Origin of the sequence: Paenibacillus ginsengihumi DSM 21568, assembly GCF_000380965.1 — a bacterium.
Classification (GTDB): domain Bacteria; phylum Bacillota; class Bacilli; order Paenibacillales; family NBRC-103111; genus Paenibacillus_G; species Paenibacillus_G ginsengihumi.
Genome location: NZ_KB905554.1, coordinates 34,752 through 59,763, shown reverse-complemented (window position 1 = coordinate 59,763; position 25,012 = coordinate 34,752). Strand labels below are relative to the sequence as shown.

At 58.8% G+C, this 25,012-nt stretch carries 23 protein-coding genes and 1 other annotated feature; of the genes, 5 read left to right on the top strand and 18 right to left on the bottom strand.

Going from position 1 to position 25,012, the window contains the following annotated elements:
- Positions 1–216 precede the first annotated feature (216 nt).
- From galU to F591_RS0105665, 11 genes are all read right to left on the bottom strand, one after another.
- The gene (gene galU, locus F591_RS0105715) at positions 217–1,095 is read right to left on the bottom strand and encodes a UTP--glucose-1-phosphate uridylyltransferase GalU (protein ID WP_026326396.1); all 879 of its coding nucleotides are present in this window, start codon (positions 1,093–1,095) and stop codon (positions 217–219) included.
- 2 nt (positions 1,096–1,097) lie between these two features.
- Entirely contained in the window at positions 1,098–1,988 is an 891-nt protein-coding gene (locus F591_RS0105710) for a PHP domain-containing protein (RefSeq protein WP_019533628.1), read from the bottom strand.
- The gene (locus F591_RS0105705; RefSeq protein WP_019533627.1) at positions 1,979–2,890 is read right to left on the bottom strand and encodes a selenium metabolism-associated LysR family transcriptional regulator; all 912 of its coding nucleotides are present in this window, start codon (positions 2,888–2,890) and stop codon (positions 1,979–1,981) included. Before F591_RS0105705 ends, F591_RS0105710 begins: the two co-directional genes overlap by 10 nt.
- A gap of 122 nt (positions 2,891–3,012) precedes the next feature.
- Positions 3,013–3,450, bottom strand: a complete 438-nt coding sequence (locus F591_RS0105700; RefSeq protein WP_019533626.1) for a hypothetical protein — start codon at positions 3,448–3,450, stop codon at positions 3,013–3,015.
- Between the two features lie 248 nt (positions 3,451–3,698).
- Positions 3,699–3,965: a YlbG family protein gene (locus F591_RS0105695; RefSeq protein ID WP_026326394.1), complete on the bottom strand. Its 267-nt coding sequence runs from the start codon at positions 3,963–3,965 to the stop codon at positions 3,699–3,701.
- Between the two features lie 95 nt (positions 3,966–4,060).
- Positions 4,061–4,501 carry a YlbF/YmcA family competence regulator gene (locus tag F591_RS0105690; protein ID WP_019533624.1) on the bottom strand — a complete coding sequence of 147 codons (441 nt, stop codon included), beginning with the start codon at positions 4,499–4,501 and terminating at the stop codon, positions 4,061–4,063.
- Between the two features lie 104 nt (positions 4,502–4,605).
- A complete protein-coding gene (locus F591_RS0105685) occupies positions 4,606–6,708 on the bottom strand; it encodes a helicase-associated domain-containing protein (RefSeq protein WP_019533623.1) in 2,103 nt (700 codons plus the stop codon).
- Positions 6,705–8,405: a DNA repair helicase XPB gene (locus F591_RS27470; RefSeq protein ID WP_019533622.1), complete on the bottom strand. Its 1,701-nt coding sequence runs from the start codon at positions 8,403–8,405 to the stop codon at positions 6,705–6,707. Before F591_RS27470 ends, F591_RS0105685 begins: the two co-directional genes overlap by 4 nt.
- A 111-nt stretch (positions 8,406–8,516) precedes the next feature.
- Positions 8,517–9,683, bottom strand: coding sequence for a Gfo/Idh/MocA family protein (locus tag F591_RS0105675; RefSeq protein ID WP_019533621.1), 1,167 nt, complete (start codon positions 9,681–9,683; stop codon positions 8,517–8,519).
- Positions 9,684–9,855: 172 nt separating this feature from the next.
- On the bottom strand, positions 9,856–10,269 hold the full coding sequence (locus F591_RS0105670; protein ID WP_040741165.1) for a CBS domain-containing protein: 414 nt from the start codon (positions 10,267–10,269) through the stop codon (positions 9,856–9,858).
- Positions 10,270–10,447: 178 nt separating this feature from the next.
- The gene (locus F591_RS0105665) at positions 10,448–11,620 is read right to left on the bottom strand and encodes a M20 family metallopeptidase (protein ID WP_019533619.1); all 1,173 of its coding nucleotides are present in this window, start codon (positions 11,618–11,620) and stop codon (positions 10,448–10,450) included.
- A 250-nt stretch (positions 11,621–11,870) separates the two neighbouring features.
- Here F591_RS0105665 and F591_RS0105660 point away from each other — a divergent pair, with 250 nt between their 5' ends.
- Complete coding sequence (locus F591_RS0105660) at positions 11,871–12,215, top strand: YugN family protein (protein WP_019533618.1); 345 nt, start codon at positions 11,871–11,873, stop codon at positions 12,213–12,215.
- A gap of 14 nt (positions 12,216–12,229) precedes the next feature.
- Complete coding sequence (gene ftsW, locus F591_RS0105655; RefSeq protein ID WP_026326392.1) at positions 12,230–13,408, top strand: putative lipid II flippase FtsW; 1,179 nt, start codon at positions 12,230–12,232, stop codon at positions 13,406–13,408.
- A gap of 75 nt (positions 13,409–13,483) precedes the next feature.
- Here the strand turns inward: ftsW and F591_RS0105650 are convergent, their stop codons facing one another.
- Positions 13,484–13,870, bottom strand: a complete 387-nt coding sequence (locus F591_RS0105650) for an Asp23/Gls24 family envelope stress response protein (protein WP_019533616.1) — start codon at positions 13,868–13,870, stop codon at positions 13,484–13,486.
- Between the two features lie 147 nt (positions 13,871–14,017).
- Entirely contained in the window at positions 14,018–14,803 is a 786-nt protein-coding gene (locus tag F591_RS0105645; RefSeq protein ID WP_019533615.1) for an SDR family oxidoreductase, read from the bottom strand.
- Between the two features lie 193 nt (positions 14,804–14,996).
- Here F591_RS0105645 and cax point away from each other — a divergent pair, with 193 nt between their 5' ends.
- A complete protein-coding gene (gene cax, locus F591_RS0105640; RefSeq protein WP_019533614.1) occupies positions 14,997–16,061 on the top strand; it encodes a calcium/proton exchanger in 1,065 nt (354 codons plus the stop codon).
- A 35-nt stretch (positions 16,062–16,096) separates the two neighbouring features.
- Here cax and F591_RS0105635 read toward each other — a convergent pair whose 3' ends face one another.
- The 4 genes from F591_RS0105635 to F591_RS0105620 all read right to left on the bottom strand — a co-directional run bounded on the left by F591_RS0105635 (position 16,097) and on the right by F591_RS0105620 (position 18,770).
- Complete coding sequence (locus F591_RS0105635) at positions 16,097–16,387, bottom strand: Fpa/YlaN family protein (RefSeq protein ID WP_019533613.1); 291 nt, start codon at positions 16,385–16,387, stop codon at positions 16,097–16,099.
- A 254-nt stretch (positions 16,388–16,641) separates the two neighbouring features.
- Positions 16,642–16,890, bottom strand: coding sequence for an HPr family phosphocarrier protein (locus F591_RS0105630; protein WP_019533612.1), 249 nt, complete (start codon positions 16,888–16,890; stop codon positions 16,642–16,644).
- Positions 16,891–17,004: 114 nt separating this feature from the next.
- Positions 17,005–18,120 (bottom strand): aminopeptidase, encoded by a 1,116-nt coding sequence (locus F591_RS0105625; protein WP_026326391.1) that lies wholly within the window; start codon positions 18,118–18,120, stop codon positions 17,005–17,007.
- Positions 18,121–18,134: 14 nt separating this feature from the next.
- Positions 18,135–18,770: a TVP38/TMEM64 family protein gene (locus F591_RS0105620; RefSeq protein WP_051109113.1), complete on the bottom strand. Its 636-nt coding sequence runs from the start codon at positions 18,768–18,770 to the stop codon at positions 18,135–18,137.
- A gap of 460 nt (positions 18,771–19,230) precedes the next feature.
- Here F591_RS0105620 and rpsD point away from each other — a divergent pair, with 460 nt between their 5' ends.
- Entirely contained in the window at positions 19,231–19,833 is a 603-nt protein-coding gene (gene rpsD / locus F591_RS0105615) for a 30S ribosomal protein S4 (protein ID WP_019533609.1), read from the top strand.
- 197 nt (positions 19,834–20,030) lie between these two features.
- On the opposite strand, the gene tyrS is transcribed toward rpsD, so the two are convergent.
- Positions 20,031–21,284, bottom strand: a complete 1,254-nt coding sequence (gene tyrS / locus F591_RS0105610; RefSeq protein WP_026326390.1) for a tyrosine--tRNA ligase — start codon at positions 21,282–21,284, stop codon at positions 20,031–20,033.
- A gap of 72 nt (positions 21,285–21,356) precedes the next feature.
- Positions 21,357–21,667, bottom strand: a binding site (T-box leader).
- Between the two features lie 135 nt (positions 21,668–21,802).
- Between tyrS and F591_RS0105605 the strand changes: the two genes are divergently transcribed.
- Positions 21,803–24,997, top strand: coding sequence for a transglycosylase domain-containing protein (locus F591_RS0105605; protein WP_019533607.1), 3,195 nt, complete (start codon positions 21,803–21,805; stop codon positions 24,995–24,997).
- Positions 24,998–25,012 lie beyond the last annotated feature (15 nt).

Below are 25,012 nucleotides of genomic sequence, written 5' to 3'. Positions count from 1 at the left end.
CTGGTCGTACCTTTGGCCCCTTCAGGACCGCCGGTGCAGGCAGCTTGACGGCGAGCCCTCGCGGGCATGACAGGCTATCGGCCAAGGCGATTGGCGGCTTCCCCAATGGCAAAAAAGCGCAGAGCCCCTCGCTTCCCGCCGCTGTTCCATAGGCGAAAAAAAGAGAGATTCTGCGCTTTTGCTGCTGGCTGTTCTCGCTGGAGCCCGCCCGGCTCGCTACGATTCCCAGCCGCTTACGAGCTGCTGCAAGTAAGCCTTGAGCTCATCCTTCAAGCCTTCCCGCCGCAGGGCGAATTCGATCGAGGCTTCGATATAACCGAGCTTGTCGCCCACGTCGTACCGCTTCCCCTCGATCGGGTATGCGGCCATGCGCTGCATGCCGTTCAATACGCGCAGCGCGTCGGTCAGCTGAATTTCCCCTCCTCTACCGGGAGGCTGCCGCTCCAGGATGCCAAAGATTTCCGGGGAAATGATGTAGCGGCCGATCACCGCCAAGTTCGACGGGGCCCGGTCCTTGTCCGGCTTCTCCACCAGATCGTCCACCGGTATAAAGTCCGCATCGCCGCCGGCCCCCGGCGAGACGATCCCGTATTTGTCAACGTCGGACCATGCCACCTCCTGCACGGCAACAACCGACGTTTCGGTCTTCTCGTAAACGTCGATCATTCGTTTGAGGCACGGCGGATCGGCCTCGATAATGTCGTCGCCCAGCAGCACCGCAAACGGCTCGTGGCCGATAAATTTGCGGGCGCACAGCACGGCGTGCCCGAGGCCGAGCGGTTCCTTCTGGCGTATGTAATGCACGTCGGCCAGCTCCGATACGGAGCGGACAATGGACAGGAGCTCCTCGCTCCCCTTCTCCTCCAGCATCGCCTCCAGCTCGACGGACTTGTCGAAATGATCCTCGATCGCCCGCTTGTTGCGTCCTGTGACGATCATAATATCCTCAATGCCGGATGAGATCGCTTCCTCCACAATATACTGAATCGCCGGTTTGTCTACGATCGGCAGCATTTCCTTCGGCTGCGCCTTCGTCGCCGGCAGGAAACGGGTTCCGAGCCCTGCCGCAGGAATAATCGCTTTGCGTATGCGCATCGTCACGCTAACCTCCCCCTCCGTCGATATAATTCGTGAATCACCGCCGCATCGATTTTTCTGGCGCCGATCGGCGCGTGAAAGACGACGCCGTTCCGTTCGCCGTGGTAGTCGGAACCGGCCGTTATGGCCAGCCCGAGCGACGAGGCCAGCCGGACATATGCGGCTTCCTGCTCCGGCGTATGATCCGAATGATACGCCTCCAGCCCGGCCAGCCCCGCGGCAGCCAGCTCCGCAACGATCTCGTCCATGGAATACAGCCCGGGATGAGCCAGCACCGGCGCCCCGCCGGCCTCGCGAATCCACTGGATCGCCGTCGCCGGATCGATGCGCGGCGGATTGACATAGGCTGCCGCGCCTTTGGCCAAATAGCGGTCGAACGCGTCCTGCATGTCGGCGGCATAGCCTTTGCGCACCAAGGCGTCGGCGATATGAGGCCGGCCGATCGTATCGTCCTGCCGCTTGACCGAGGCCAGCGAATCGATCACATCCTGCATCGCGATGTGCACGCCGAGGGCGTTCAGCCGCTCCACCATCATCTCGTTGCGGCGTTCCCGCACGGCCCGCAGCTCGCTCAGCCGCGCCAGAAACCGCTCGTCGCCGGGATCGATCCAGTAGCCGAGCACATGAATATCCTGTCCGCCGCACGCAGTGCTGATCTCAACGCCAGGCACGACGGTCACGCCGAGGCGCTCCCCTTCCGCCAGCGCTTCCGCCACGCCGTTCACCGTGTCGTGGTCCGTTACGGCCATGGCCGCAAGGCCGGCCTCCTTGGCCAGGCGAACGTTGTCCCTTGGCGGGCGGGTTCCGTCGGAAGCCGTCGTATGCGTATGCAAATCCGCAAAGCTCATCGCCCATTCCGCCTCTCTTTCGCTTTTGATCGTTACAGCCATTGGCTTAAATCCTTCTCTCTCAGAAACGTCATGAAGGTTACCGCCGAAATCGGCAATAAAGTGGAATTCAAATAAATGGCGTTAAAGCTGCGCACGAACCGGACGCCCTCCACGTCTTTGACAAGCAGCACGCCCAGCGCGGATTCGTGCTTCACCGACGATTGCGACAAGACGGAAAGCCCAAGTCCCGCCTCCACCGCCGATTTGACCGCCCCCGTGCTGCCGAGCTCCATGACGATGTTCAGAGCGCCGATATCGCAGCCCGCTTTCGCAAGCTCCTCCTCCATCACTCTGCGCGTGCCCGATCCCTGCTCCCGGAGCACGAACGGATACCGCACCAGCTCCTCGATCGTAATGCGCTCCTGGCCGGCCAGCGGATGATTCCTGGCCATGATGAGCTTCAATTCGTCACTGAGGAGCGCTTCCGTATGTACGTCGGGGTGGTGCACCTCCGCCTCGACCAGGCCGAACGTCAGCTGGTGAGCCAATATTTCCTCCAAAATCTGTTTCGTATTGATGACCTTCATGCTTACCGAAATGTTGGGATATTCCTGGCTGAAAGGGCCGAGCAGCCGCGGCAGTATGTATTCCCCTACAGTTAAGCTTGCCCCAAGGTGCAGCCGCCCTTCCAGCATATGCGTGAACTTGGACATGCTGACGTCGGTTTCTTTCATCAGCTCGATGCTTCTTCTCGCATACGGCAAAAGCGTTCGGCCCGCTTCGGTCAGCTCGATTCTTTTGGTGGAGCGCAAAAAAAGCTTCGTGCCGAAGTAATCCTCCAAGGACTGCACCTGCATCGTCACCGCCGGCTGAGTCATATGGAGCGCTTGCGCCGCATGCGAGAAGCTGCCTTTCTCCGCAACGGTATAAAAAATATGCAGCTGATGAAAATTTAACGCCATGTTCGATTTCCCCCGGTTGCCGTAATTAAGCCTTATTTATTATAACAAAAAACGAAAAAGCCCGCCGTTGTTTTTACGGGCAGGCTTGTCCTGCGAGGCGCGGGAGCGCGCTCCGGAACCGTTCACTTATGCTTGCGGCTGTTCTTGATCAGCGTCATGCGGCGGGAATGGCGGAGCCACGAATAGTAGGAGCGCAAATCTCTCAGCTCCATCGTCTCCGACATTCTCCCCAGGAAGGTAACGACGATCATCTTGTGAGCCGTCTTTCTGTCGGCAATGCGGCTTACATCCAGCGGAGCAAATTCGGCAACCATAACCAAATCCTCATCTATGACATAGACGTCCTGTTCATTCTTGTAATAGGGACGTATCCTGTTCTCCTTCAGCTTGCTCCACAAATAACCGGCGATATTGTGAAAGCCGGTCCTGGAATCCTCGACGCGATCGTTCCAGCGGCTTCGGGCATGATGGGTAATGACGATCTCCGCAATGACGCGTCCGTTCAGCTCGCACGGCTCAAGCCGTCCCGGGCCCGGTCGGCCAAGGTTTCTTTCCCCCATAAACGATACCCCGCTCCCATAAAAATAGTGCTTGTCGCCTATATACACCATTCCACTATTTTCTATTGTACTTGATTTGGCGGGAGAATAAAAATTAAAAAAACTTTAGAAACTGTGTGCGGTTTCAATTCGCAGGCAACGGGTCGTCCTTGTCCGTTTAGTCTCTGTAAATGCGGGGAGCTGTCGCCATGGACCGGCATCCTTGTGCAGGCCGAAAGGATGTCCCGATCCTGCTCTAGCATACTCGGCTACAGCGTATAGAAACGCGTCTTGTCCGGTATGTTGCTGCTATATTCCGTCTTGATTTCGTTGCGGTACGAGCGTTCCACCTTTTTCACATACGGGAGCCGCTGCAGCTGCTTCATCGTCTCCTCCAGGCGGTCGGCATACACGTACATCGCCACATAGTGCAGCCGCTTGGAGATGAAGTGGACGCTTCCGTATTTCTCCATATGCCTGGCTGCCGCTTTGATATCGCTTACCCATACGATCAGGCCGGTGCGCTCGGTTAAGATGCCGCTATATTGGGACAAATTCGGTCACCTTCTTTCTTCATCAAATCATTCGCCGTAAAACCGGTTTCGGGCGGAAAAGCCGGCAAGCGCGGCGATTAACCGCACTTGCCGCTGCATGCGCCGCCGGAGGCGCAGCCTCCTGCCGCCGGCTCGTTGCCCGGCACCAGGATCGAATCCGACACCGCGCGGGCGATCGTCTCGGACACGTCGTGCAGCAGCTCATCCAGCTGCTTCTCGGCCAGCTTGAAGCGCCGCACCGACTCGAGCGCCTCGAGCCTTGCTTCCGCTTCGCGCATCCGGTCCTTGGCCTCATGGTAATTCGGATGAAAATGGCCGAACCGCTGGCATTCCTCGAACAATTCCTTGGTTCGATTGAATTCGCGGATCAGCCGCTGCGCCTCGGGGTCGATGTCGACCTGCCGGCGCCAGTATAAGTAATCCGCCGTTTCCGCGGAGTTCTTGATCATATCCGCCAGCTCGTAAGAGCCGAGCAGAATGGCAGACATATCGAGCGTCTGCGCTTCGGTGACCGCCAATTGAAGCACCTGCCTTTCTGTCTTCCAGCCTTCCAGCTTTTCAGCCTTTCAGCCTTTCAAGACAAGTCTATCATACCACAATCGGCCCGCGTCATGCTTCAAGATTATTTTTCATTGATTCCCGGCAATATCAATTTCATTTCCTGCCATTCCTCGGCGTACCACCGGATCTCCTGCCGCGGTTCGGCCGCCGCCGGCTTAGCGAGCCCCGCGTCCCGCGGCCAGCCGCTGCCCAGGCCGGCCGCGGCATCGCCCGGCGCTGGCGGCTCCCAACCGCTAAGGCACCACGATCCTCTGCTTTCGGTCACTTTCCTCGGGGCGATCCGATAATCGCACCCGCCTCGCCGCAGCTGCAGCACCGCCTTCCACTCGATCGCCTTCTCGACGATCTCTTTGCGCGTGGACGAATGATAGGCCCGGTATTCCTTGAGCCAGGCGGCCGGGATATGGGACAGCTCGGGATAAAGGTCGTACGGCTCGGGCAGCCTTTTCTCCATTTCGAAATAGGCGACCGGGGAGCGGACATAGAGCAGGCCTTTGCCGTCGGGCAAAGCTTGGGCCAGCTGCAGCGGCTCGAAGGCGGGGGAAGCCGGCTGCGGCGGAAGCTTCGGGTAACGCGGCTTGCTCAGCCCCTCGTCCCCCGGCTCCGGCAAGGCGACATCCCCCGGCATAAAGCCCGCTTTCTCCAGCAGCGCCTTAAGCGGCCGGACCTGCTGCGGGCTGACGAGCAGATCGCGCTCGCCGATCCGTCCCTGCGTCCATTCGGCCGCGCCGGGGAGCCGCTCGATTCGGTCCGCCACCTCCGGACCAGAGCAGCGCAGCAGGATCACCCGCTCGAAGCGGGCTTGTCCGAACGGCCGGGCCCACTGCGCCAGCGTCTCCCGGACGTTGCCGGGGACGCCGTACGCCGCGTTGCGCTCGAGCAGGGCGAGCATCTCCGCCGCGGTGCGGTCCGATTCCAGGCCGCGACGGACGCTGTCCTTGCTCATCCGGTAAACGGAAAGCTTGCCGGAGGCGACCCGGTCCGCAAAGCTCTCCAGCTCGAAGCGGACAAGCGGCGGCGTCTGCGGCGGCACCAGCACGTCGAAGTCGGGCTGAACGATGAGCACGCCGGCATCGCCCCCCGCAGCCGCCGCGTCCGCCCCGCACTGCGCCGGCTTCTCCGACCAGCGGTAATGGACGCGGCCGGCTTCGTCCGCCGCTTTCTCCATCCAGCCGAAAGCGATCATGGCGTTAATCCAGCTCTGCTCGAGCGAAGCGAGCAGCAGCTCGCCATCCTCAGCCGCCGCTTCGCCCAGCAGCCCGCTTGCCTGAAGCCAGCCGGTGAGCGACGAAGCGGCGAGCCACATCCCCTCAGGCAGCGATTCCAGCGCCAGCGCCGCATGCTGCAGCCAAGGCCGCTCCGGGAACGCCGCCATCCGCCACATGCGGTAAAGCACGGCTTGTTGCTCCGCGGCGCAGCGGCGCAGCCAAGCGGCGCATGCCTCGGGCTCCAGCGCCCACGCCTCCGGCTGCGGCTTCAATAGCCCCAGCCTGAGCAGCATATCGGCCACCAGCGCCAGCTTCAGCGGGTAGATGTCGGAGAAGGCGTATTTAAGCCCCAAGCCGGCAAGGAGCGACGTCTCGAGCCCGATGGAGTCGCTGAGCCGCTGCATCGTCTTCTTGTGCAGCGTGCCGTTCTTGGTCAGCTTGAGCGGACCTGCGGCGCAGCAGGCGAGCGCCTGGACGAGCTCGCGGGACAGCTCCGTTTCGGCGGAGGCGAGGACCGTCAAGCCGCTTTGGGGCGAAGGCTCCTCCTCGCCGTCCGTCAGCGGCTCCGGGACGAGAATCGCCTGCCACACCTTCAGCCCTTCCTGCGGCAGCACATAGACGTGCTCGCCCCACGACTTGCGGAAGGCGAAGACGATCAGCTTGTGCAGCAGCCCGATCAGCCCCGCTCTCGCCTCCGCTCCGGTCATCAGGCCGTCCGCCGCCTTCTCCAGCCGCCGCTCGTCGAACGGCTCGCAGCCGACAGAGCGGACGATCACGCCGAGCGCTCGCCGCTCCGCGCTGCTCATCCGATTGAACACCGTCTCCATGATGGATACGGAGGTCAGGATCGAGGCCATCGTTTCCCCACGGCCGAGCCACGGGGCGTAAATGTCCTGTCTCTCCAGGCGGGCCCGGAGCTCCCCCGGCATCCGCCGCAAATAAGCGTCGTAGCTCACGTCTGGATCACTTCCTTATCCGGCTTCCATGCTTCCGTGCGGTAGCGGTAGCCCTGCTCGACCAAAAACAGCTGCCGGTTCCAGGCAAATTCCTGCTCCCTGGAATCGGCGGTGACGATCGAGTAGAAATAAGCCCGGTTCGCGTCGGCCTTCGGCCGCAGGATGCGGCCCAGCCGCTGCGCTTCCTCCTGCCTGGAGCCGAAGCTGCCCGACACTTGCACGGCGACCGACGCATCCGGCAGATCGACGGCGAAATTGGCCACCTTCGAGACGATGAGGACGCGCTCCTCCCCGTCGCGAAAGCGCTGATACAGCGCCTCCCGCTTCTCGTTCGGCATTTCGCCGGTGATGAGCGGCGCCCCGGTCCGGGCGGAAATGCGCCTCAGCTGAGCGAGATATTGCCCGATAATAAGCGTCGGCTCGCCTTCGTGCCGCTTCAGGAGAGCGTCCACCACGTCCAGCTTGGCCTCGTTCTCGCTGGCGAGCCGCATGCGCGAGCGGGCGTCGGCTGCCATGTACCGTTCGGCCTCCTCCTTGCCGAACGGAACGCGGTATTCGATGCATTCGACGGCGGCGATCCAGCCCTGCCGCTCCAGATCCTTCCACGGGAGCTCGAACCGCTTCGGGCCGACGAGCGAGAAGACGTCCTCCTCGCGCCCGTCCTCGCGAATCAGCGTCGCCGTCAGACCGAGCCGGCGCGTCGCCTGAATGTCGGCCGTCATGCGGAATACCGGAGCGGGGAGCAGATGCACCTCGTCGTAGACGATGAGCCCCCAGTCTCTTTTGCGAAACAGCTCCATATGCAAAAAAGGCTCGTCCTTCGCTTTACGGTAAGTCAAGATCTGGTAAGTGGCGATCGTTACAGGCTTTACGTCTTTGCCGCTGCCTGTGTATTCGCCGACCATCTCCTCCGTCAGCTCGGTCTTCTCCAATATTTCCCGCTTCCACTGCCGCACCGACGTGCCGTTCGTCGTAAGAATAAGCGTGGCGCAGCCGAGCTTGCCCATCGCGGCGATGCCGATGATCGTTTTGCCCGCGCCGCAGGGCAGGACGATGACGCCGCTGCCTCCCTGCAGGCTTCCTTCGCGGTAGAACGATTCGACGGCCGAACGCTGGTAATCGCGCAGCGCGAAGCTTTTGCCCGCCGCCGTCCTTGACTTCAGCCGGATCGGCAGCGCTTCTCCCGGATTATAGCCGGCCAAATCCTCGATCGGATAGCCGAGCTTGATCAATTCCTGCTTGAGCAGCCCGCGGTATTGCGGGGAAAAGCGCAAGGTCCGCTCGTCCACCTGGCATAAGCCGTACGACTGGAGCGATTTGAACTGGCACATCTCCTTGATCGCCCCGATATCGTCCGAAACGAGCAGCAAATCTTCCCCGAGCCGTTCCATGCGCACGAGTCCGTACCGGTCGATGAAACGGCGGATTTCCCTTTGCACCGCGAGGGGAATGCCGAACTTGGCGCGGCTGTCCAAAAAAGCGATCACCTCGTCCGCGCCGACCCCTGACGCCGCCGCATTCCACAAGGACAGCGCCGTGATGCGGTAAGTATGCACATGATCCGGCGTTTTGACCAGGTCGGCAAACCGCGACAAGCCTTCCCGCGTCTCATCGAACGCGGGGTGCCTGGCCTCCAAGAGCACGCTGAAATCGCTCTGCACGATGAGCGGCCGGTCTTTATGGAATTGCACCGTCATCCCTCCTGCTGTCAATTAATTCTAGTATGAGGGTTGCGGCCCGGATTTAAACGTGAGCAAGCAAAAACCGCGGCCAAGGCATGAAGCCCTGACCGCGGTGAACGGGAGCGATTAATGAGTGCCGCTGACATCCATATGTCCGATTTGGCGCACTTCTTTCTTGAAGGTCGAGTGAGCAATGCGCTCCTGCAGCTTCTCGTAATACAAGTCTTCGTCGATCGGCAGATCCACCCAATTGTCCGTCCAGGTGGACAGGTGCATGGCGTTGGACAGCGTCAAGCCCTTGATGCCCTCTTCGCCCGGAGCGAGCAGCGGAGTGCCCTTCAGTATATGATCGACGAAGTTTTGCGTAATCCCCTTGTGCCCCCCTTGCCCGGGAGGAACGGGAATTTCGCACTTCCAGCATTCCGGAGACCCGAAGCCGGCCTTGTACTCGCGGTTGAATTGCGGCTCGGGCACGCGCAACCGCCAGAAGGTCAGCTTGCCGTCCTCGATGACGATTTTGCCGTTGTCGCCGGATACCTCGTAACGGTTCGTGCCCGGCGCCTCGCCTGTCGTCGTGACGAACAGGCCGGTCGCGCCGTTCTCGTATTCGACATAGGCCGTAACGTCGTCCTCCACCTCGATGTTGCGGTATTTTCCAAAGTGGCAAAAAGCGCGAACCCGCTTCGGCATCATATCGACGGTCCACTGCCACAAATCGAGCTGGTGCGGGTCCTGATTCAGCAGCACGCCGCCGCCTTCGCCGGCCCACGTCGCGCGCCAGCCGCCCGAATCGTAGTAGCTTTGGGAGCGATACCAGTTGGTGATGATCCAGTTGGTACGGCGCACCTGACCGAGCTCGCCGGAGGTGACGAGATCGCGAAGCTTCTGGTACAGGCCGTTCGTCCGCTGGTTGTACATAATGCCGAACGCCTTGTTCGACTTGGCCGCCGCCTCGTTCATCTCGCGAACCTGCTTGGTGTATACGCCCGCCGGCTTCTCCACGAGCACATGATATCCGTGACGGAACGCTTCGATGGCGATCGGAGGATGATCGTAATGCGGCGTGCAGATCAGCACGGCGTCGCAAGCGCGGGCCGCAAAGAACGCTTCCAGATTGTCGAATAATTGGAAGCGGTCCGGTCCGTAATTTTCTTTTACCCAATCCAGACGCGCCGGGTCCGTGTCGACAATCGCCGTAAGTTCTCCGCCCTTGACTTCGTTCTTCGTCAAGTAGCCGGCATGGCCCTTACCCATATTCCCCATACCGATAATGCCGATGCGCACTTTGTCCATTGTATCCCCGCCTCTCCCAAATTTGAAAGTTAAAGCTTCGGAAAATCGATGATGTAAGCATTTTCCGGATTGAGTTCATTATACAATGCACACGTGAACAATACAATGCTAAGCCGTCAAAAAATAAAAAGGCTCCTCTGCATTTCGCAGAAGAAGCCAAAATAAACGGAAATTATCGCAGCATACCTTCTTTGTTTTTCTCCGAAATTTGGCTCAGCGCCTCGCCTGCTTCGTCCTCGAAGCTGGCGCGCACAGCCAGGTCGCCGATGGATACGATGCCGACGAGATCGCCGTTCTCGACGACAGGCAGTCTGCGAATCTGCTCTCTGGCCATCAATTTGGCCGCTTCATCGACCGTCGTGTCCGGGCTGACGGACACTACCTTGTCGCTCATGACCTGCTCGACCGAGGCCGAGCCTTCCCGTTTTTCCGCGTAGCCGCGCAGCACCAGGTCGCGGTCGGTAATGACGCCGATCAGCTTGCGGCCCTCGACGACCGGAATAAAGCCGGTATCCTCCTGCTTCATCTTCACGGCGACTTCATAGACGTTATCCTTCAAGGTGACGGTCGAACAATCGGTCGTCATTATTTCGCGAAGCGTTCTGCTGCCCAAGGCTTATCCCTCCTGAAGCGAACTTGCGGGCAGACGGGGGCGAAGCCCCGCTCCTCACCCGCCCGCAGCCTTCTTAGGCTGTCCCGTTCGCCGCGCGAGGATGCACCGGGGCCGGCTAGCACTTAACGGAAGGAAGGCGGACAACGGCCCGTCAAGCTCCCATGCGGTCCCTTATCATCGCCAAAAACAGGCGGGCGGCATGTCGCATCGACGATTCGTCGATATCGAACTGGGGATGATGATGCGGATAGACGATGCCCTTCTCTTTATTCCCCGCCCCGACGAACATGAAGCAGCCCGGCACGTGCTGCAAATAATAGGCGAAATCTTCGGCGGCCATGATCGGCGGGCTGACCGACACCGCCTTCTCTCCCATGACATTGGCGGCTGCGCGGAAAAAGCGGTCGAACTCCGCCTTGTCGTTGACGACTGGCGGATAGCCGAGCTTGTACTCGATAGCCGCCTCCGCCCCATGCATGAGGCAGGTTTGCTCGGCAATCCGCTGGATGCGTTCCTTGGCGGCGAGCCGCAGCGATTCGTTGAACGTGCGGACCGTTCCCTTGAGCACGGCCCGTTCGGCAATCGCATTGAAGCCGGCCCCGGCATGAAAAGCTCCGACGCTGACGACGCAGCAATCCGTCGGGTCGGTATTGCGGCTGACGATCGACTGCAGATTGACGACGAGCTGCGAAGCGATGTATATGCTGTCCACCGTCTCATGCGGCAGTCCGCCGTGACCGCCGCGGCCCTTCACCTCGATGACGAACTCGTCGGCCGCCGCCATCATCGCTCCCGGCTTGCTGCAGGCCGTGCCGACAGGAAACGGCGTCCACAAATGAATGCCGTATATGGCGTCCGCATCCTGAAGCGCCCCTTCCTTGATCATCGGCAGCGCACCGCCTGGCGTCGTCTCCTCCGCCGGCTGGAACAAAAACAGCACATCGCCCGGCAGCTTCGCCGCGCTGGAGCTTAAAATGCGGGCCACCCCCAGCAGCACGGCCGTATGCGCGTCATGGCCGCAAGCATGCATCACGCCGGGAACTTGCGAGGCATACTCGCACGATTTCTCATCCTGAATCGGCAGCGCGTCCATATCCGCTCGCAGGGCGACGACGGGACCCTTTCCCTCCCCCCGCAGTCTTGCGACGATGCCGTGGCCGCCGACATCTGTCCTCACCTTAAGGCCCCAATTGCGAAGATGTCCCGCCACGAACGCGGCCGTGGCCGATTCCCGGTACGACAGCTCCGGGTGACGGTGAAGATGCCGGCGCCATTCGACCATCAGGGGATAGGTTTGCTCAAGCAAATCCGTCCAGTCCTTCATCCGATTGTCCCCCTCCACAGCCAGTGCGTTGTCTTGTCTATTCCGATATTTTACATGTTTTTATTGTAGCAAATTCGCCGTTTCGTTTCACGCAGGTGTCACAAGATTTTCATATATTTCAATTTCTCCGCCGAACCGCTTTTGCATGAGGCTTGCGCGCAGGGGGGAAACATAATATCATGATGAGAGGACAAACGCTTTATTCATTGATGTTTGCATTCGCACGATTTGCGCTTAGGAGGGCTTGCAATTGATTATTGAGAACACCGGCTTGAAAGGCTTGAAAAGCGACCTCGCCCATCTGGACGACGTCATGGGGCAGCTCGGATTTGTCCGCTGGCAGTGGGAATATTACCGGGCGACCTACGATTTGAAAATCGAGGACAAGAAAACCGGCAGCGATTACTTTCTGCGCATCAACGCGCGGGTGGAAAGCGGCAAGCTGGAGTCGCCCTACGCCATTTTATACATAGAGAGCGTCTACATCGGCAAAGCGACCTTCCCGCACGGTCTCGACTACGAATCGCCGATTCCGGATGCCGTTCTGAAGACGGCGAATGGCAAATTGGCCGAATTGAAGGTTAAGCTGGCTTAGGAGCCGCGAGAGCCATGACCTCACCGCGCAGAGGAACGCCCGACTTCATGCTGCTGTTTCTGACATTTTGCCTCGTATGCTTCGGACTGGCTTTCGTGTTCAGCGCAACGATGGCTTACGAGCCCGGCAAGCCTTGGGCAACCGCCGGCAAACAGGCGATTTTCATCGTCATCGGGACGGCGGCCATGCTTTTCTGCATGAATGTCGACTACCGCAAGTTTAAGAAATGGGTCGTACCTGCCATGGGGGCTGTCGTCATTTTGCTGCTGCTGGTGCCGATTATCGGCGTTGAGAGAGGCGGCGCGACAAGCTGGATTCAGATCTCCGGCGGCTTTACGCTGCAGCCGACGGAATTTGCCAAGGTCGCGGTCATCATCTATTTGGCCGCCCTGATCAGCAGGAAGGAAGAGCGTATCCGCGATTTTCAGCGAGGTCTCATCCCCCCCATTCTGATCGTCGCCTTCATCGCCATGCTCATCATGCTGCAGCCGGATTTAGGTTCGACCATGATTTTGGTCATGAGCGCAGCGCTGATGATCGTCGTCGGCGGGGCAGAATGGAAGCATCTGGCGATATTAGGCGCCGTCGGCTCTTTTTTGCTCGTTATCGTCATTCTCGTCTATTTCATCGCAACTGGCGGCAACACCCACCATATGGACCGGTTTACGGCATTTTTGGACCCGTGGGCCGATCCCGATGTGTCGGGATTCCAGCTGATTCAATCGCTGTACGCTTTAGGGCACGGCGGCTTGACAGGCGCCGGCTTCGGGCAAAGCGTGCAGAAGCTGCATTATTTGCCGGAAGCGCATAACGACTTTATCTTCCCCATCATCGGAGAGGAACTGGGCTTTTTCGGAACGACTCTGTTCCTGCTTCTGTATTTGGCCTTCTTGTGGCGCGGACTGATCGTAGCGCTTCGCTGCAGCGACACGTTCGGAATGCTCGCCGGCGTCGGCATCATCGGCCAGATCGGCATTCAGGCGTTTATCAATCTGGGCGGCGTAACGGGCACTATTCCGCTCACTGGCGTCACCTTGCCGCTGATCAGCTACGGCGGCTCTTCCATGCTGGCGACGCTGATCTCGATCGGCGTTCTGCTCAGCATCTCTCGCGAATACAACAGGCAGGAGAAAGAAGTCAAGAAGACGTCGGTAGACGAGGTCACGCGCAGGCAACGTTGGGTTGCCCACTAAAGGCAAGCATAAAGGGGCTTGGCCGAATGCTGCGGTTGCAGCGTGCGGTACAAGCCCCTTTTCATGAATGATCCGTTATTTGACCCGGTGCGGATCTTCGGGAGCAGCCGGTTCTTCCTCGCGAAACGCTACCCCTTCGACCTTCACGTTGACCTCGACGACGGTCAGCCCCGTCATATTCTCAACGGCTTCCCGCACGTTCTCCTGCAGCATGCGGCATACCTCTTGAATCTTGCTGCCGTAGTGGACAATCACTCGCAGATCAATGGCGGCCTCTACTTGTCCGACCTCGACCGATACGCCCTTCTGAACGTTTTTGCCGCTCAGACGCTTGGCCAAACCTTCCGATATGCCACCCGACATTGCGGCGATCCCCGGAGTTTCCAATGCTGCCAACCCTGCGATCGTTGATACGACATCATCGGATATACGAATAACGCCTGCTTGAATCTCTTCACTCATGAGGATCACTCCTTCAAGGGTTATGTCTCTATTGTAATAACTTCCCATAGGGAACGCAACTTCATGGGCCCCATATTGCCGACAAGAATTGACAAATTGATGTCTTTACCGAAAATATGGAATTATTACCGCGGCGCGACGGCCACATCAAATGGCCTTGACCAGTCCGCCGTCGACATGATAGACCGATCCGGTCATATAGCTGTTCTTCGGAGACAGGAGAAATGCCGCCACCGCGGCCAGCTCCTGCGGCTCGCCGTAACGTCCGAGCGGAATTTCCACGGCCTGCTCCCGCTGAATTTCAGCGAGCGTCTTTTGCTCCCGGGCGGCCTTGAGCCCATCGAGCTCGGCCAGCCGATCCGTCATAATCCGCCCCGGGCATACGGTATTAAGCAATATGCCGTCGCGAGCCCACTCGGTCGACAGCGTCTTCATCAGGCCGATGACGCCGGTGCGCAGCGTATTCGACAATACGAGCCCCGGAATCGGCACTTTGACCGACGAAGAAGCGATCGCTACGATCCGCCCTCCTTGCTCCTTCATGAGCGGATAAAACCCTTTGGCGAGCCGGACGACGCTCATCAGATTCGTCTGCACCGCCCGTTCCCATGCCTCCTCGTCCAGGGACAGGAAGCTTCCGCTCGGCGGCCCTCCCGCATTGCACACCAATGCGTCGACCGTTCCGTAACGGTCCGCGGCCTGCTGCACGAGCCAGCCGATCTGCTCCGCGCTGGACAGATCCACGGCCAAGCCTTCCGCCTGAACGCCGTACTGCTGCTGCAGCTGCGAGGCGGCGTCGCAGATCGCCTGTTCGTCGCGGCTGCACAAGAGCAGCCGCGCGCCTTCAGCCGCCAGCTGCTCCGCGATCGCTCTGCCCAAGCCTCTGCTGGAGGCGGTCACGACGGCAACCTTCCCTTTCAAACCTAAATCCATGCGGCCATCTCCTTTATGTACCGTTTTAAGTATTATAAGCTTTTTCCAGCAAGGCATTCAATTGGCTTGCTTCGCGGGCATCCTCTGCCGCCAGGCAGCGGCATGCCATAATTTGTATGGGCGCGGCCGTCGATTTTATCCCCGCGGCTGGAAATGCTATGCTTGGTTAATGCCGCAAGTGGGGTGATTGCATTTGAGACGTTTCGCTTTTACGATCGGACTGCTGCTCAGCTTTGCGCTAAGCGCCGCGGCGCATTATGTCGGCGCCCCGCTATTCGGCCCGACGGCGCAGTTTATCATCTCGGCGGTGGCGATCATCTTCGTGGCCGGCTTTCTCGGCCAAGCGACGGAGAGCGTGGCCCATTATGCCGGCGAACGGCTGGGCGGGTTCCTGAACGCCACCTTCGGCAATGCGGCGGAGCTGATCATCGCTATTTTCCTCGTGAGGGACGGCCTGTTCGAAGTGGTCAAAGCCAGCATCACCGGCTCGATCATCGGCAACATGCTGCTCGTGCTCGGACTCAGCGTGCTGCTGGGCGGCCTGAAGTTCAAGGAGCAGCGCTTCAATCTCAAGCTGGCGGGACATAACGCCTCGCTGATGACGCTGGCGGTCATCGCCCTGTTTATCCCGGCCGCTTTCTCGCGCAGCTTGACGACCCGCGAAGTGGCCGGCGTCAGCATCGTCGTCTCGATCTTGCTGATCGCCGCCTACCTGCTGTGGCTTTATTTCTCGATGGTGTCCCATAAGAAGGAGCTGGAGGGCGGGGCTGACCGAGAGCCGGAAAAGCCGGAAGAGCCGAAATGGCCGAAGGGCCGCTCGATCCTGTATCTTCTGCTGGCAACAGCGATGGTCGCCTTCGAGAGCGAATGGATCGTTCATACGCTGGAAGACTTCAGCAGACGATTCGGGCTGTCGGAGCTGTTCGTCGGGGCTTTCCTCGTCGCCATCGTCGGCAATGCGGCCGAGCACAGCGCCGCGGTCATGCTCGCGCTGAAAAACCGGATCGGCGCATCCGTCGAAATCGCTATCGGCAGCTCGCTGCAGATCGCCCTGTTCGTCGCTCCGGCGCTGGTGCTTCTCTCGATGCTGTTCGGCAGCACGATGGATATCGTCTTTACGACTCATGAGCTGCTGGCGATCGGCGTCGCCGCGCTGATTGCGATCTCGATCTCGCGGGACGGATCGACGAACTGGTACGAGGGCGTGCTGCTGCTTGTCGTGTACGCCATTCTCGGGCTCGTTTTCTTCCTCGTCTGAACAGGCAAAAAAAGAGCAGCCTTCACGGAAGAAGGCTACTCTTCGCAGCCGCTGTTCATCGCTTCATACAGCAAAGCCAGATTGCGTTCCAGCTCGACCAAAATCTGCTTGCCAGCGGCTTCATCGATAAGCTCTGCCCGAATCGCAAAATCGATAGAGCGGGAGAGTCCGTACATCTGCGTATCCAACACCTCTTCGTACAGAGGACACTTTCTCGTAGTCAAATTCTCCATCTGCACCTCGATCAGCTTCTCGATCTTGTTGGCATCCTCCTGAAGCAGCTGGAGGGCCTTCTGAGACAAGCTGAGCAGCACATCCGATGACATGTAGCTTCCCCCCTGGTTTCACCCGAGCATTCCGCGCGCCTTGTACAGCCGCGTCGGCGCTTTCCCATGACCTTCAATGACGATCGATGATATATGGGAATATTAAGAATAAGCTTACCCGCTCATACGGCGTCGTTCTCATAGTTTAATATTAGACGAAAATCGGACAATAAACAAGTGATAAGCGGTGATTATCCGTATCAAAACAAACGGGGCACCCCCGATTGCTTCGGAGATGCCCCGCCTGTGCCGGATCAATCCTCGACGATGTTCACGTTCAGGTTATGCTTGGCAAAAACTTCGGCCATCGTCTTCTTGGCCTCGTCCGCGTCCGGTCCGTGCACATGGAGATCGTATGTTCCGGATGTCAGCAGCGTGGTGAACAGTCCGAGAATGCTCTTCACGTCGATGTACTTGTTATCATACTGAAGAACAATGGAAGAACGGAATTTGTTGGCGGTTTGCGAAATTTCCACAATCGCTGCGTTGTTGGCGTTTGGCATAAAAATCCCTCCATGCGTATCGATCAATCATTCGCTGTATGCTCCGGTAACCGGGTCACTAAATAAATCGCTTTCTTCCCCTATGATACATGGGAACGGTTCGGCCCGCAACCCTTATTTCAAGTTTTCGGGATTGAGTCCTTCCAGCTCGGGAACAACGAATCGCCCGTCCTTGCGGATCAGCCTGTCGTCAAAATAAATTTCTCCGCCGCCGTATTCGGGCCGCTGGATAAGGACCAGGTCCCAATGAACGGCGGACCGGTTCCCGTTATCGGCCAGCTCATAAGCTTGGCCGGGGGTAAAATGCAGGCTGCCGGCGATTTTCTCGTCGAACAGCGTATCCTTCATCGGATGCAAAATATGTGGATTGAAGCCCAGGCTGAACTCCCCGATATAGCGGGCGCCTTCGTCCGTATCCAGTATATCGTTCAGCCGCCTCGTATCGCTGGACGAAGCTTCGACGATTTTCCCGTTTTCGAACCTGAAGGCGATGCGCTCGAAGGTCACGCCGGAATGAACGGACGGCGTATTGTAAGCGATCGTGCCGTTTACGGAATGCTTGATTGGCGCCGTATACACTTCCCCGTCCGGAATATTGCGGCGGCCGCTGCATTTGACGGCCCCGATGCCTTGAATGGAGAAGACGAGGTCGGTGCCGGGACCGACGATGCGCACCTTGTCCGTTCGGCTCATCAGACGGTGCAGCGGATCCATTGCCGCATCCATGCGCGAATAATCCAGGTTGCATACATTAAAGTAAAAGTCCTCGAACGCCTCGGTGCTCATATTCGCGGACTGCGCCATCGAAGCATTCGGGTAGCGCAGCACGACCCAGCGCGTCTTCTTCACCCGCTGTTCCAGATGCACCTTCTGCTGATATATGCGGCTGTACAGCTTCATCCTCTCTTCCGGGACGCCGGACAACTCGCTGGCATTCTCCCCGGCCCGAATCGCCACATAGCAGTGCATCTCCTTCATGCGCGCCAAATCCATCTCTGCCCAATGCCGAATCTGCTCTTCCCCGGCTGTCTTCAGCACGGCGGCGAGCACGCGGTGATCCTGCAGATGAACATAAGGATGGCCTCCCCGCGCATGCACCTCCTCGACCAGGCATTTGACAAGCTCCCGCTCCGAGCCGATCATATCGATCAGCACTCGTTCCCCTGGCTGAACGTCCAGCGAATAGCTGGCCAGATTGCGGGCCAACATCTGCAATCTCGGATCTCTCACAGGCTACTCTCCCCTCATTGTTGTCCTCCGCCCGCTTTCGCTTGCCCCGGCTTGCCGAACCACCTTCGCTTCAGACCGCGGCCGACGATCAGCAGCACGGCGAAGACGGTCAGCAGCACAAACAGGCGGGCCTTGTGCTGGTGGAAAAACAGCAGATCGTGCCCGATCAGCGACTCCACCCATATCATCGGCAGCTTCCCGATCAGCGTGCCGAGGACGAAATCCCTGGCGCGCACCTTCGTCACCGCGGCCGCCAGACTGATGGCCGTCGAAGGAAGGATCGGCAGCAAGCGGCTCGCCGTTATGTAAAACAAACCGTTCGTTTCCAGCAGCTTGTTGAGCTTTCCCATATATTCGTACTGCTCGAGACGGGCTTCTATTCTCGCTTTTCCGTATTTGCGAACCACGGTAAAGACGGCTATCGACCCCAGGCACGCAAACACATAATTGACCGCAAAGCCCGGCCAAAACCCGAACAAAAGCACGTTAGCTCCGGCCAGCACGACGAACGGCACAACCGGAAATGCCGACTGCAGCGCGACAAGCAGCGCGCCTGCGGCATAACCGTACCAACCAAATGACCTCAGCCATTCGGACAACTGTCCGATATCCAACCCCGTCACGCCGGCCACCTCCCATCGTCTGCTCATCCTGCTCTCTGGCTTGCCGGCGGCTTGTCCCCCGGGCGCCTAATCTCATGGTATCATCCCGGGCGCGATTTCGTCACGCGGATTTTTGCCAAGGAACAAGCTGGAACAACAGTAGCATGTCCCCCTTTGAACGGAATATTCTCGGGGATCGCCCCCTCCTGCAAAAATGCGCTCTCCGGCGGCTGATTTCGGCCGTCCACTCTCTTGACACGGCGCCTCGTTATCTTATAGAATAAGAAGTCGAGAACTAGCGTGTGCCGGGTATTGGACGGCTGCATGCTGGATGGCGGAAGCTTGTGTCACCCTCACTGGCTTTGTGCCGGCGGAACCGCGGCTGGGTTTCTTTCCGCCGGAAGCGTAGTTCGCGCCTTGCGATCTCACGCTGCCGCATTGCCGGGCACAAACTTCGCCCGTTCATTTCACAAACTCATTTTATTAGCCAAAGGAGCTTTTGACGCACATGTCACGTTATACTGGACCTAAGTTTAAATTAAGCCGCCGCCTCGGCATCTCCTTGAGCGGCACAGGCAAAGAATTGGCGAAGCGCAACTTCCCTCCGGGACAGCACGGCCCGGGTCAACGCCGCAAGCTGAGCGGATATGCCATTCAATTGCAAGAGAAGCAAAAACTGCGCCATATGTACGGCCTGAACGAGAAGCAATTCCGCAACCTTTTCGAGAAAGCGTCCAAGCTTCCGGGGATCGCCGGCGAGAACTTCATGTTCCTCCTGGAGAGCCGTCTGGACAACCTCGTATACCGCCTCGGGTTCTCCAATTCCCGTGCGGGCGCGCGCCAACTGGTCGCTCACGGCCACGTTACGGTGAACGGCCATAAGGTGGACATTCCGTCCTATATCGTGAAGCCTGGCGACGTGATCGGCCTGCGCGAAAGAAGCCGCGGCCTGAAGGTCATCAAGGAAGCGCTCGAAGACCGCGCCTATTTGCCGGCATACCTGGAATACAATGAAGCCGCCGTCGAAGGCAAATACATCCGTTTGCCGGAACGCGCCGAGCTTGATCCGAACATTGACGAGAAGCAAATCGTCGAGTTCTACAGCCGTTAATCCGAATAGCGCATCTCAAGGTCCGGATCATCCGGGCCTTGTTTTGTCGCCGACATCCGCGATCGGCGAAACTGGGCTGCCGGGAATGGATTGCTCGCCTGGCTAGCCCCCCCTTACCTATGCTGTTTGCGCTGCACGCAACAGAAGGCCTTACAGCCGCCCTCCTCGGTCGGCTATAAGGCCTTCACTTCACTCATTTACCCCAGTTTCACTTTGGCGAATTTGCGCTTGCCTACCTGAACGATATCCCCGTCCTGGGGTGTCAGCTCCGCATTCGGGTCATCGATCCTTTGCTCGTTGATGCGGACGGCCCCCTGCTGCACGCTGCGGCGCGCCTCGCTGTTGGAGCTCTGCAGGCCGAGCGCAACGAGCAGCTTGACGATCCGGATTTTGCCGCCATCCAGCTCGGATGCCGGAAGCGCGATCTCTTCGATCTCGTCGGGAAGAGCCCGCTGCTGGAATACGGTGACAAAATGCCGCTCGGCCTCCTGCGCTGCCGCCTCGCCGTGGTACATTCGCACGAACGTGCCGGCAAGGCGCATTTTGGCGTCCCGCGGATGCACCGCGCCGCTCGCCAGCCCTTCCCGCAGCTGCTGCAGCTCTTCGTTCGAAATGTCCGTCGCCAGCTCGTAGTATTTGACCATCAGCTCGTCCGGGATCGACATCGCCTTGCCGTAAATTTCGTTCGGCTGCTCGTCGATGCCGATATAATTCCCGAGACTCTTGCTCATCTTGTTGACGCCGTCCAGCCCTTCCAGAAGCGGCAGCATGATGGCAATCTGCGTCTCCTTGCCGTACTCCTTCTGCAAAGTGCGGCCCATCAGCAGGTTAAACTTCTGGTCTGTGCCGCCCAGCTCGATGTCGCTCTCCAGCGCGACCGAATCGTAGCCCTGCATGAGCGGGTAGAAAAATTCGTGAATGTGAATCGGCTGACCGGCAGCGTACCGTTTGGAGAAATCGTCCCTCTCGAGCATGCGGGCCACCGTCAGCTTGGCCGAAAGCTCCACCACATCGGCGAAGGTGAGCGGACTCAGCCATTCCGAATTGTAGTAAACCTCCGTCTGCTTCGGATCGAGTATTTTGTATATTTGTTGTTTGTAAGTCTCGGCATTGCGCTTGACGTCCTCTTCCGTCAGCTGCTTGCGCGTCTCCGACTTGCCTGTCGGATCGCCGATCCGTCCGGTAAAATCGCCGATAATCAGCTGCACCTGATGTCCCAGCTGCTGGAATTGGCGCAGCTTCTGCAGGACGACCGTATGGCCGACATGAATGTCCGGCGCCGACGGATCAAGCCCGAGCTTGACCTTCAGCGGCTTGCCGCTGACGACCGATCGCGCGATCTTGTGCTTCAGCTCCTCCTCCGGCACGATTTCCACGACGCCCCTCCGGATCCATTCCAGCTGGCGCTCCACCTCCGACTGCTGCTCGCGAGTCAGCTCTTCCCATTTGATCATTGCCAATGCTCCTCCTGTCCTTACTTGTTACGCCTTATGCCGATGAACAACTAAAAAAGCCTTCCGTCCATAAGGGACGAGAAGGCTTTAAACTCGCGGTACCACCCTAATTAAAGCTTGTCCGGCGGCGTCGCGGCAGAAACGCGATGGCGTCTTATGCGTCTTGCCAAAGGCGCGCACAACAAGCTTTCACTCTGCTGGGTAACGGGCGATGATAACCCGGCGGGAAGCTACTGAGCCGGGCCGTACAAGACAGCCGCCGTTCCCTTCCTCTGCTCCGGACCGTAATTCGGCGCCGGGGCCAGTACCGGTTCGCACCATCCACCGGCTCTCTGACAGCTGGAATCCCCGCCCTACTGCGTGTCCATCTAAGCATTTGGTCGATATAAAAATGTAAACTCATTTATACCACAGGCCCCCCGGCATTGTCAATGGTCGTATCGTTCGTGTCCATCCTTGTCGCTTTATGTTATAATATGAGCGAATGTTTTCCAGTCAGGAGGAATACATGCTTAATGGAAAAGGAGAAAGATTGGGACAACGAAAGAGATAAGGAGAACCAGACTGTCGAAGCGCCAAAAGGATCCAAAGCTAAAAATATAGCTTTAGCCACCGGCAAATACATATGGCTCACTGTCAAATGGCTGTTCATCATCGGAATCATCGCCGGCTTCCTGGCCGGAGGAGCGGGGTTCGGCTACGTCACCGCGCTGGTCAAGGACGATCCCGTGCGCTCGAAGGAAACGATGATGAAGCAGATTCGCGAAAACGATTTGACCGGCTTCGTTTATTTTCGCGACGATACGGTCGTTGGCCAGCTAAGGTCCGAGGAGGATCGGCGTTTGGCGGAGCTAGGCGAAATTCCGCAGGTGGTGCTCGACGCCGTCTTCGCCATCGAGGACAACAACTTTTACGAGCATATCGGCATCGACTTGAAAGGAACGATGCGCGCCGTTATGCAGAAGCTGCTCAAGCAGGAGGTTCAGACCGGCGGCAGCACGATTACGCAGCAGCTGGCGCGCCGGGTGTTCCTCACCCTGGAGAAGGCCGACAGCCGCAAGGCGAAGGAGATTTTGCTCGCGCTGCGCATGGAGCGGCTGATGTCGAAGGACGAGATTTTGCTCGCCTATTTGAACAAAATCCCTTACGGCAACGGATCGTCCGGCTACGGGCTGTACGGCATCAAGGCGGCGGCCAAAGGCATCTTCAATATCGACGATCTGAGCCAGCTGAACATCGCCCAGGCGGCTTATTTGGCGGGGTTGCCGCAGCAGCCGAGCAATTATTCGACGTTCACCAGCAAAGGCATTTTCGACCCGGCTGCCTTCAAGCGGGCCAAGCAGCGCCAGGAGCTTGTGCTGCGCCGCATGCTGGAGGAGAACAAGATTACGCAGCAGCAATATGAGGAGGCGCTCGCCTTCGATCTGCAGGCGACGCTTGCGCCGACGTCGCAGAAGGCGTACAACACTTACCCTTATTTGATGATGGAAGTGGAGAAGGAAGCGGCCAAAGCGCTGCTCAAGGCGAAGCAGCCCGAGCTGACCCCCGAGTCGGACCCGGCCGCATACAGCGAGGCGCTGAAAAGCGCGCAGTCGGACTTGACCCGCGGCGGGTATCACGTTTATACGACGATCGACAAGCAAATTTACGATAAGATGCAGGAGATCGCCAAAGACAAGAACAATTTTACGCCCGACGATCCGGTCAAGGGCATGGAACAGGTCGGGGCGATGATGATGGACAGCAAAACCGGCGCAATCCTCGGCATGATCGAAGGCCGGGACTTTATGAAAGAGCAGCTAAATCACGCGACCCAGGCGTACCGCCAGCCCGGCTCCACCATGAAGCCGATCGCGGCGTTCCTGCCAGCGATGGAAATGGGGCTGATTCAGCCCGCGTCCGTCATCGACGACGTGCCGATTCTGCTCAAGGACGGGCGCTACGGATACCATATTCCGGAGAACTGGGACGACGGGTATCACGGCCTCATCACGGCCCGCCACGCGCTCAACCATTCCTACAACATCCCGGCCATCCGCCTGTTTACGGAGGTCGTCGGGATCGATAAGGCGTGGGAGTTCGCCCGCGGCATGGGGATCACTTCCGTAACGGAAGAAGATTACGCCGCCCAGACGGGCGTTATCGGCGGATTGAAATACGGCACTACCGTCAAGGAGATGACGAACGCTTACGCCACGATCTCCAACAACGGCATCTACAACGAAGCGTTCCTGATTCGCAAAATTACCGATTCCGAAGGCAAAACCGTGTACGAGCATGAGCTTAAGCCGAGCACGGCCTTCTCGGAGGAGACGGCTTTCCTGATGACGGATATGTTGCGCACCGTCATCACCTCGGGCACGGCGACGGACCTGATGAAAAAATTCAACGCATACGGCAAAATTCCGATCGCCGGCAAAACGGGCTCGACGCAGGACGACGCCGACGCCTGGTTCATCGGCTATACGCCGGATATCACGGTCGGCGTATGGGCCGGATACGAATCTCCGGTGCATAAACTGAGCAAGGCTGGCCGGCAGCGGGCCAAAAATATATGGGCACTGATCATGAACGCCGCCGTCGAGACGAAGCCCGAGCTGTTTCCGACCAACAAGTTCCATAAGCCGGACAATATTGTTTCCATGGTCGTCTCTTCCTTGTCGGGCAAGCTGCCGAGCGCAGCGACGAAAAGCGCCGGCAAGCTGACGACGGACTACTTCAACAAGAAATATGTGCCGACGGAAGAAGACAACGTGATGGTCCTGCTGCCGATCATCACATACAACGGCATCAATTATATCGCCCAGAAGAGCACGCCGGCGGATTTCGTGACGGAGAAGGTCGTCGTTAAGCGGGATCAGTCGCTGAACGAGCTCTTCAAGAAAATTCAGGAGATTATGCCGTCGCTGCCCAAATCGCGGCAGCGTCCGATCAGCTTCTACTTCCCTAAGGATTACTCGAGCGACGCCCCTTCCGAGACCGATCCGCGGCAGGACGACGGCAAGGCGCCTTCCCCTCCGACGATGGTGGTTGCCACCAATTCGGGGGATAGGAGCACGATCACGTTCCAGGCCAGCGAGAGCCCGGATGTCGTCGGCTACCGGCTGTACCGTTCGGAAAACCGGGGAGATTTCAAAAGGGTTAACGGCAACGTCGTAATGGCCGGCAGCGAAACGAAATTTACCGATGGCGGAGCGCTTACCGGCGTCCTGTACGGCTATTATGTCACGGCCGTTGATGTGGCCGGCAACGAATCGGTGCCGAGCAAGGCGGCCTATACGGATGGAACGGCGGTGGACTTGATGTTCCTGACGCCGGACGGCAATGAGCCTAGCGCCCCGGCGGGCGACGGGCAGGACGATAAGGCGAAGGGGAACAAACCGAAGGACGGCTCCGGCGATGCCAAGCCGCAGGCCCCTCCTACCGCTCCTCCTTCGCCGCCTACCGGCCTGTCCGTGAAGGCGAACGGCTCGGGGATCGAATTGAAATGGAAGGCGAACCCCGACAAGGAAAGCGTAAGCCGCTATGTCGTCTATCAAAGCGACAAGGAGAACGGAACATACAAGGAGCTCGGAACGGTCGAGGGCGGCACGGCGTTTCGCTATTACGCCGCCGGAGCCGACGGCTACTACCGCGTCATCGCGGTGAACAGCGTCGGCGAATCGAAGCCTTCCGCTACGGTGCGCTTCAAGAAGGAAAAAGACCATTGAGCGAAAAACAACCCG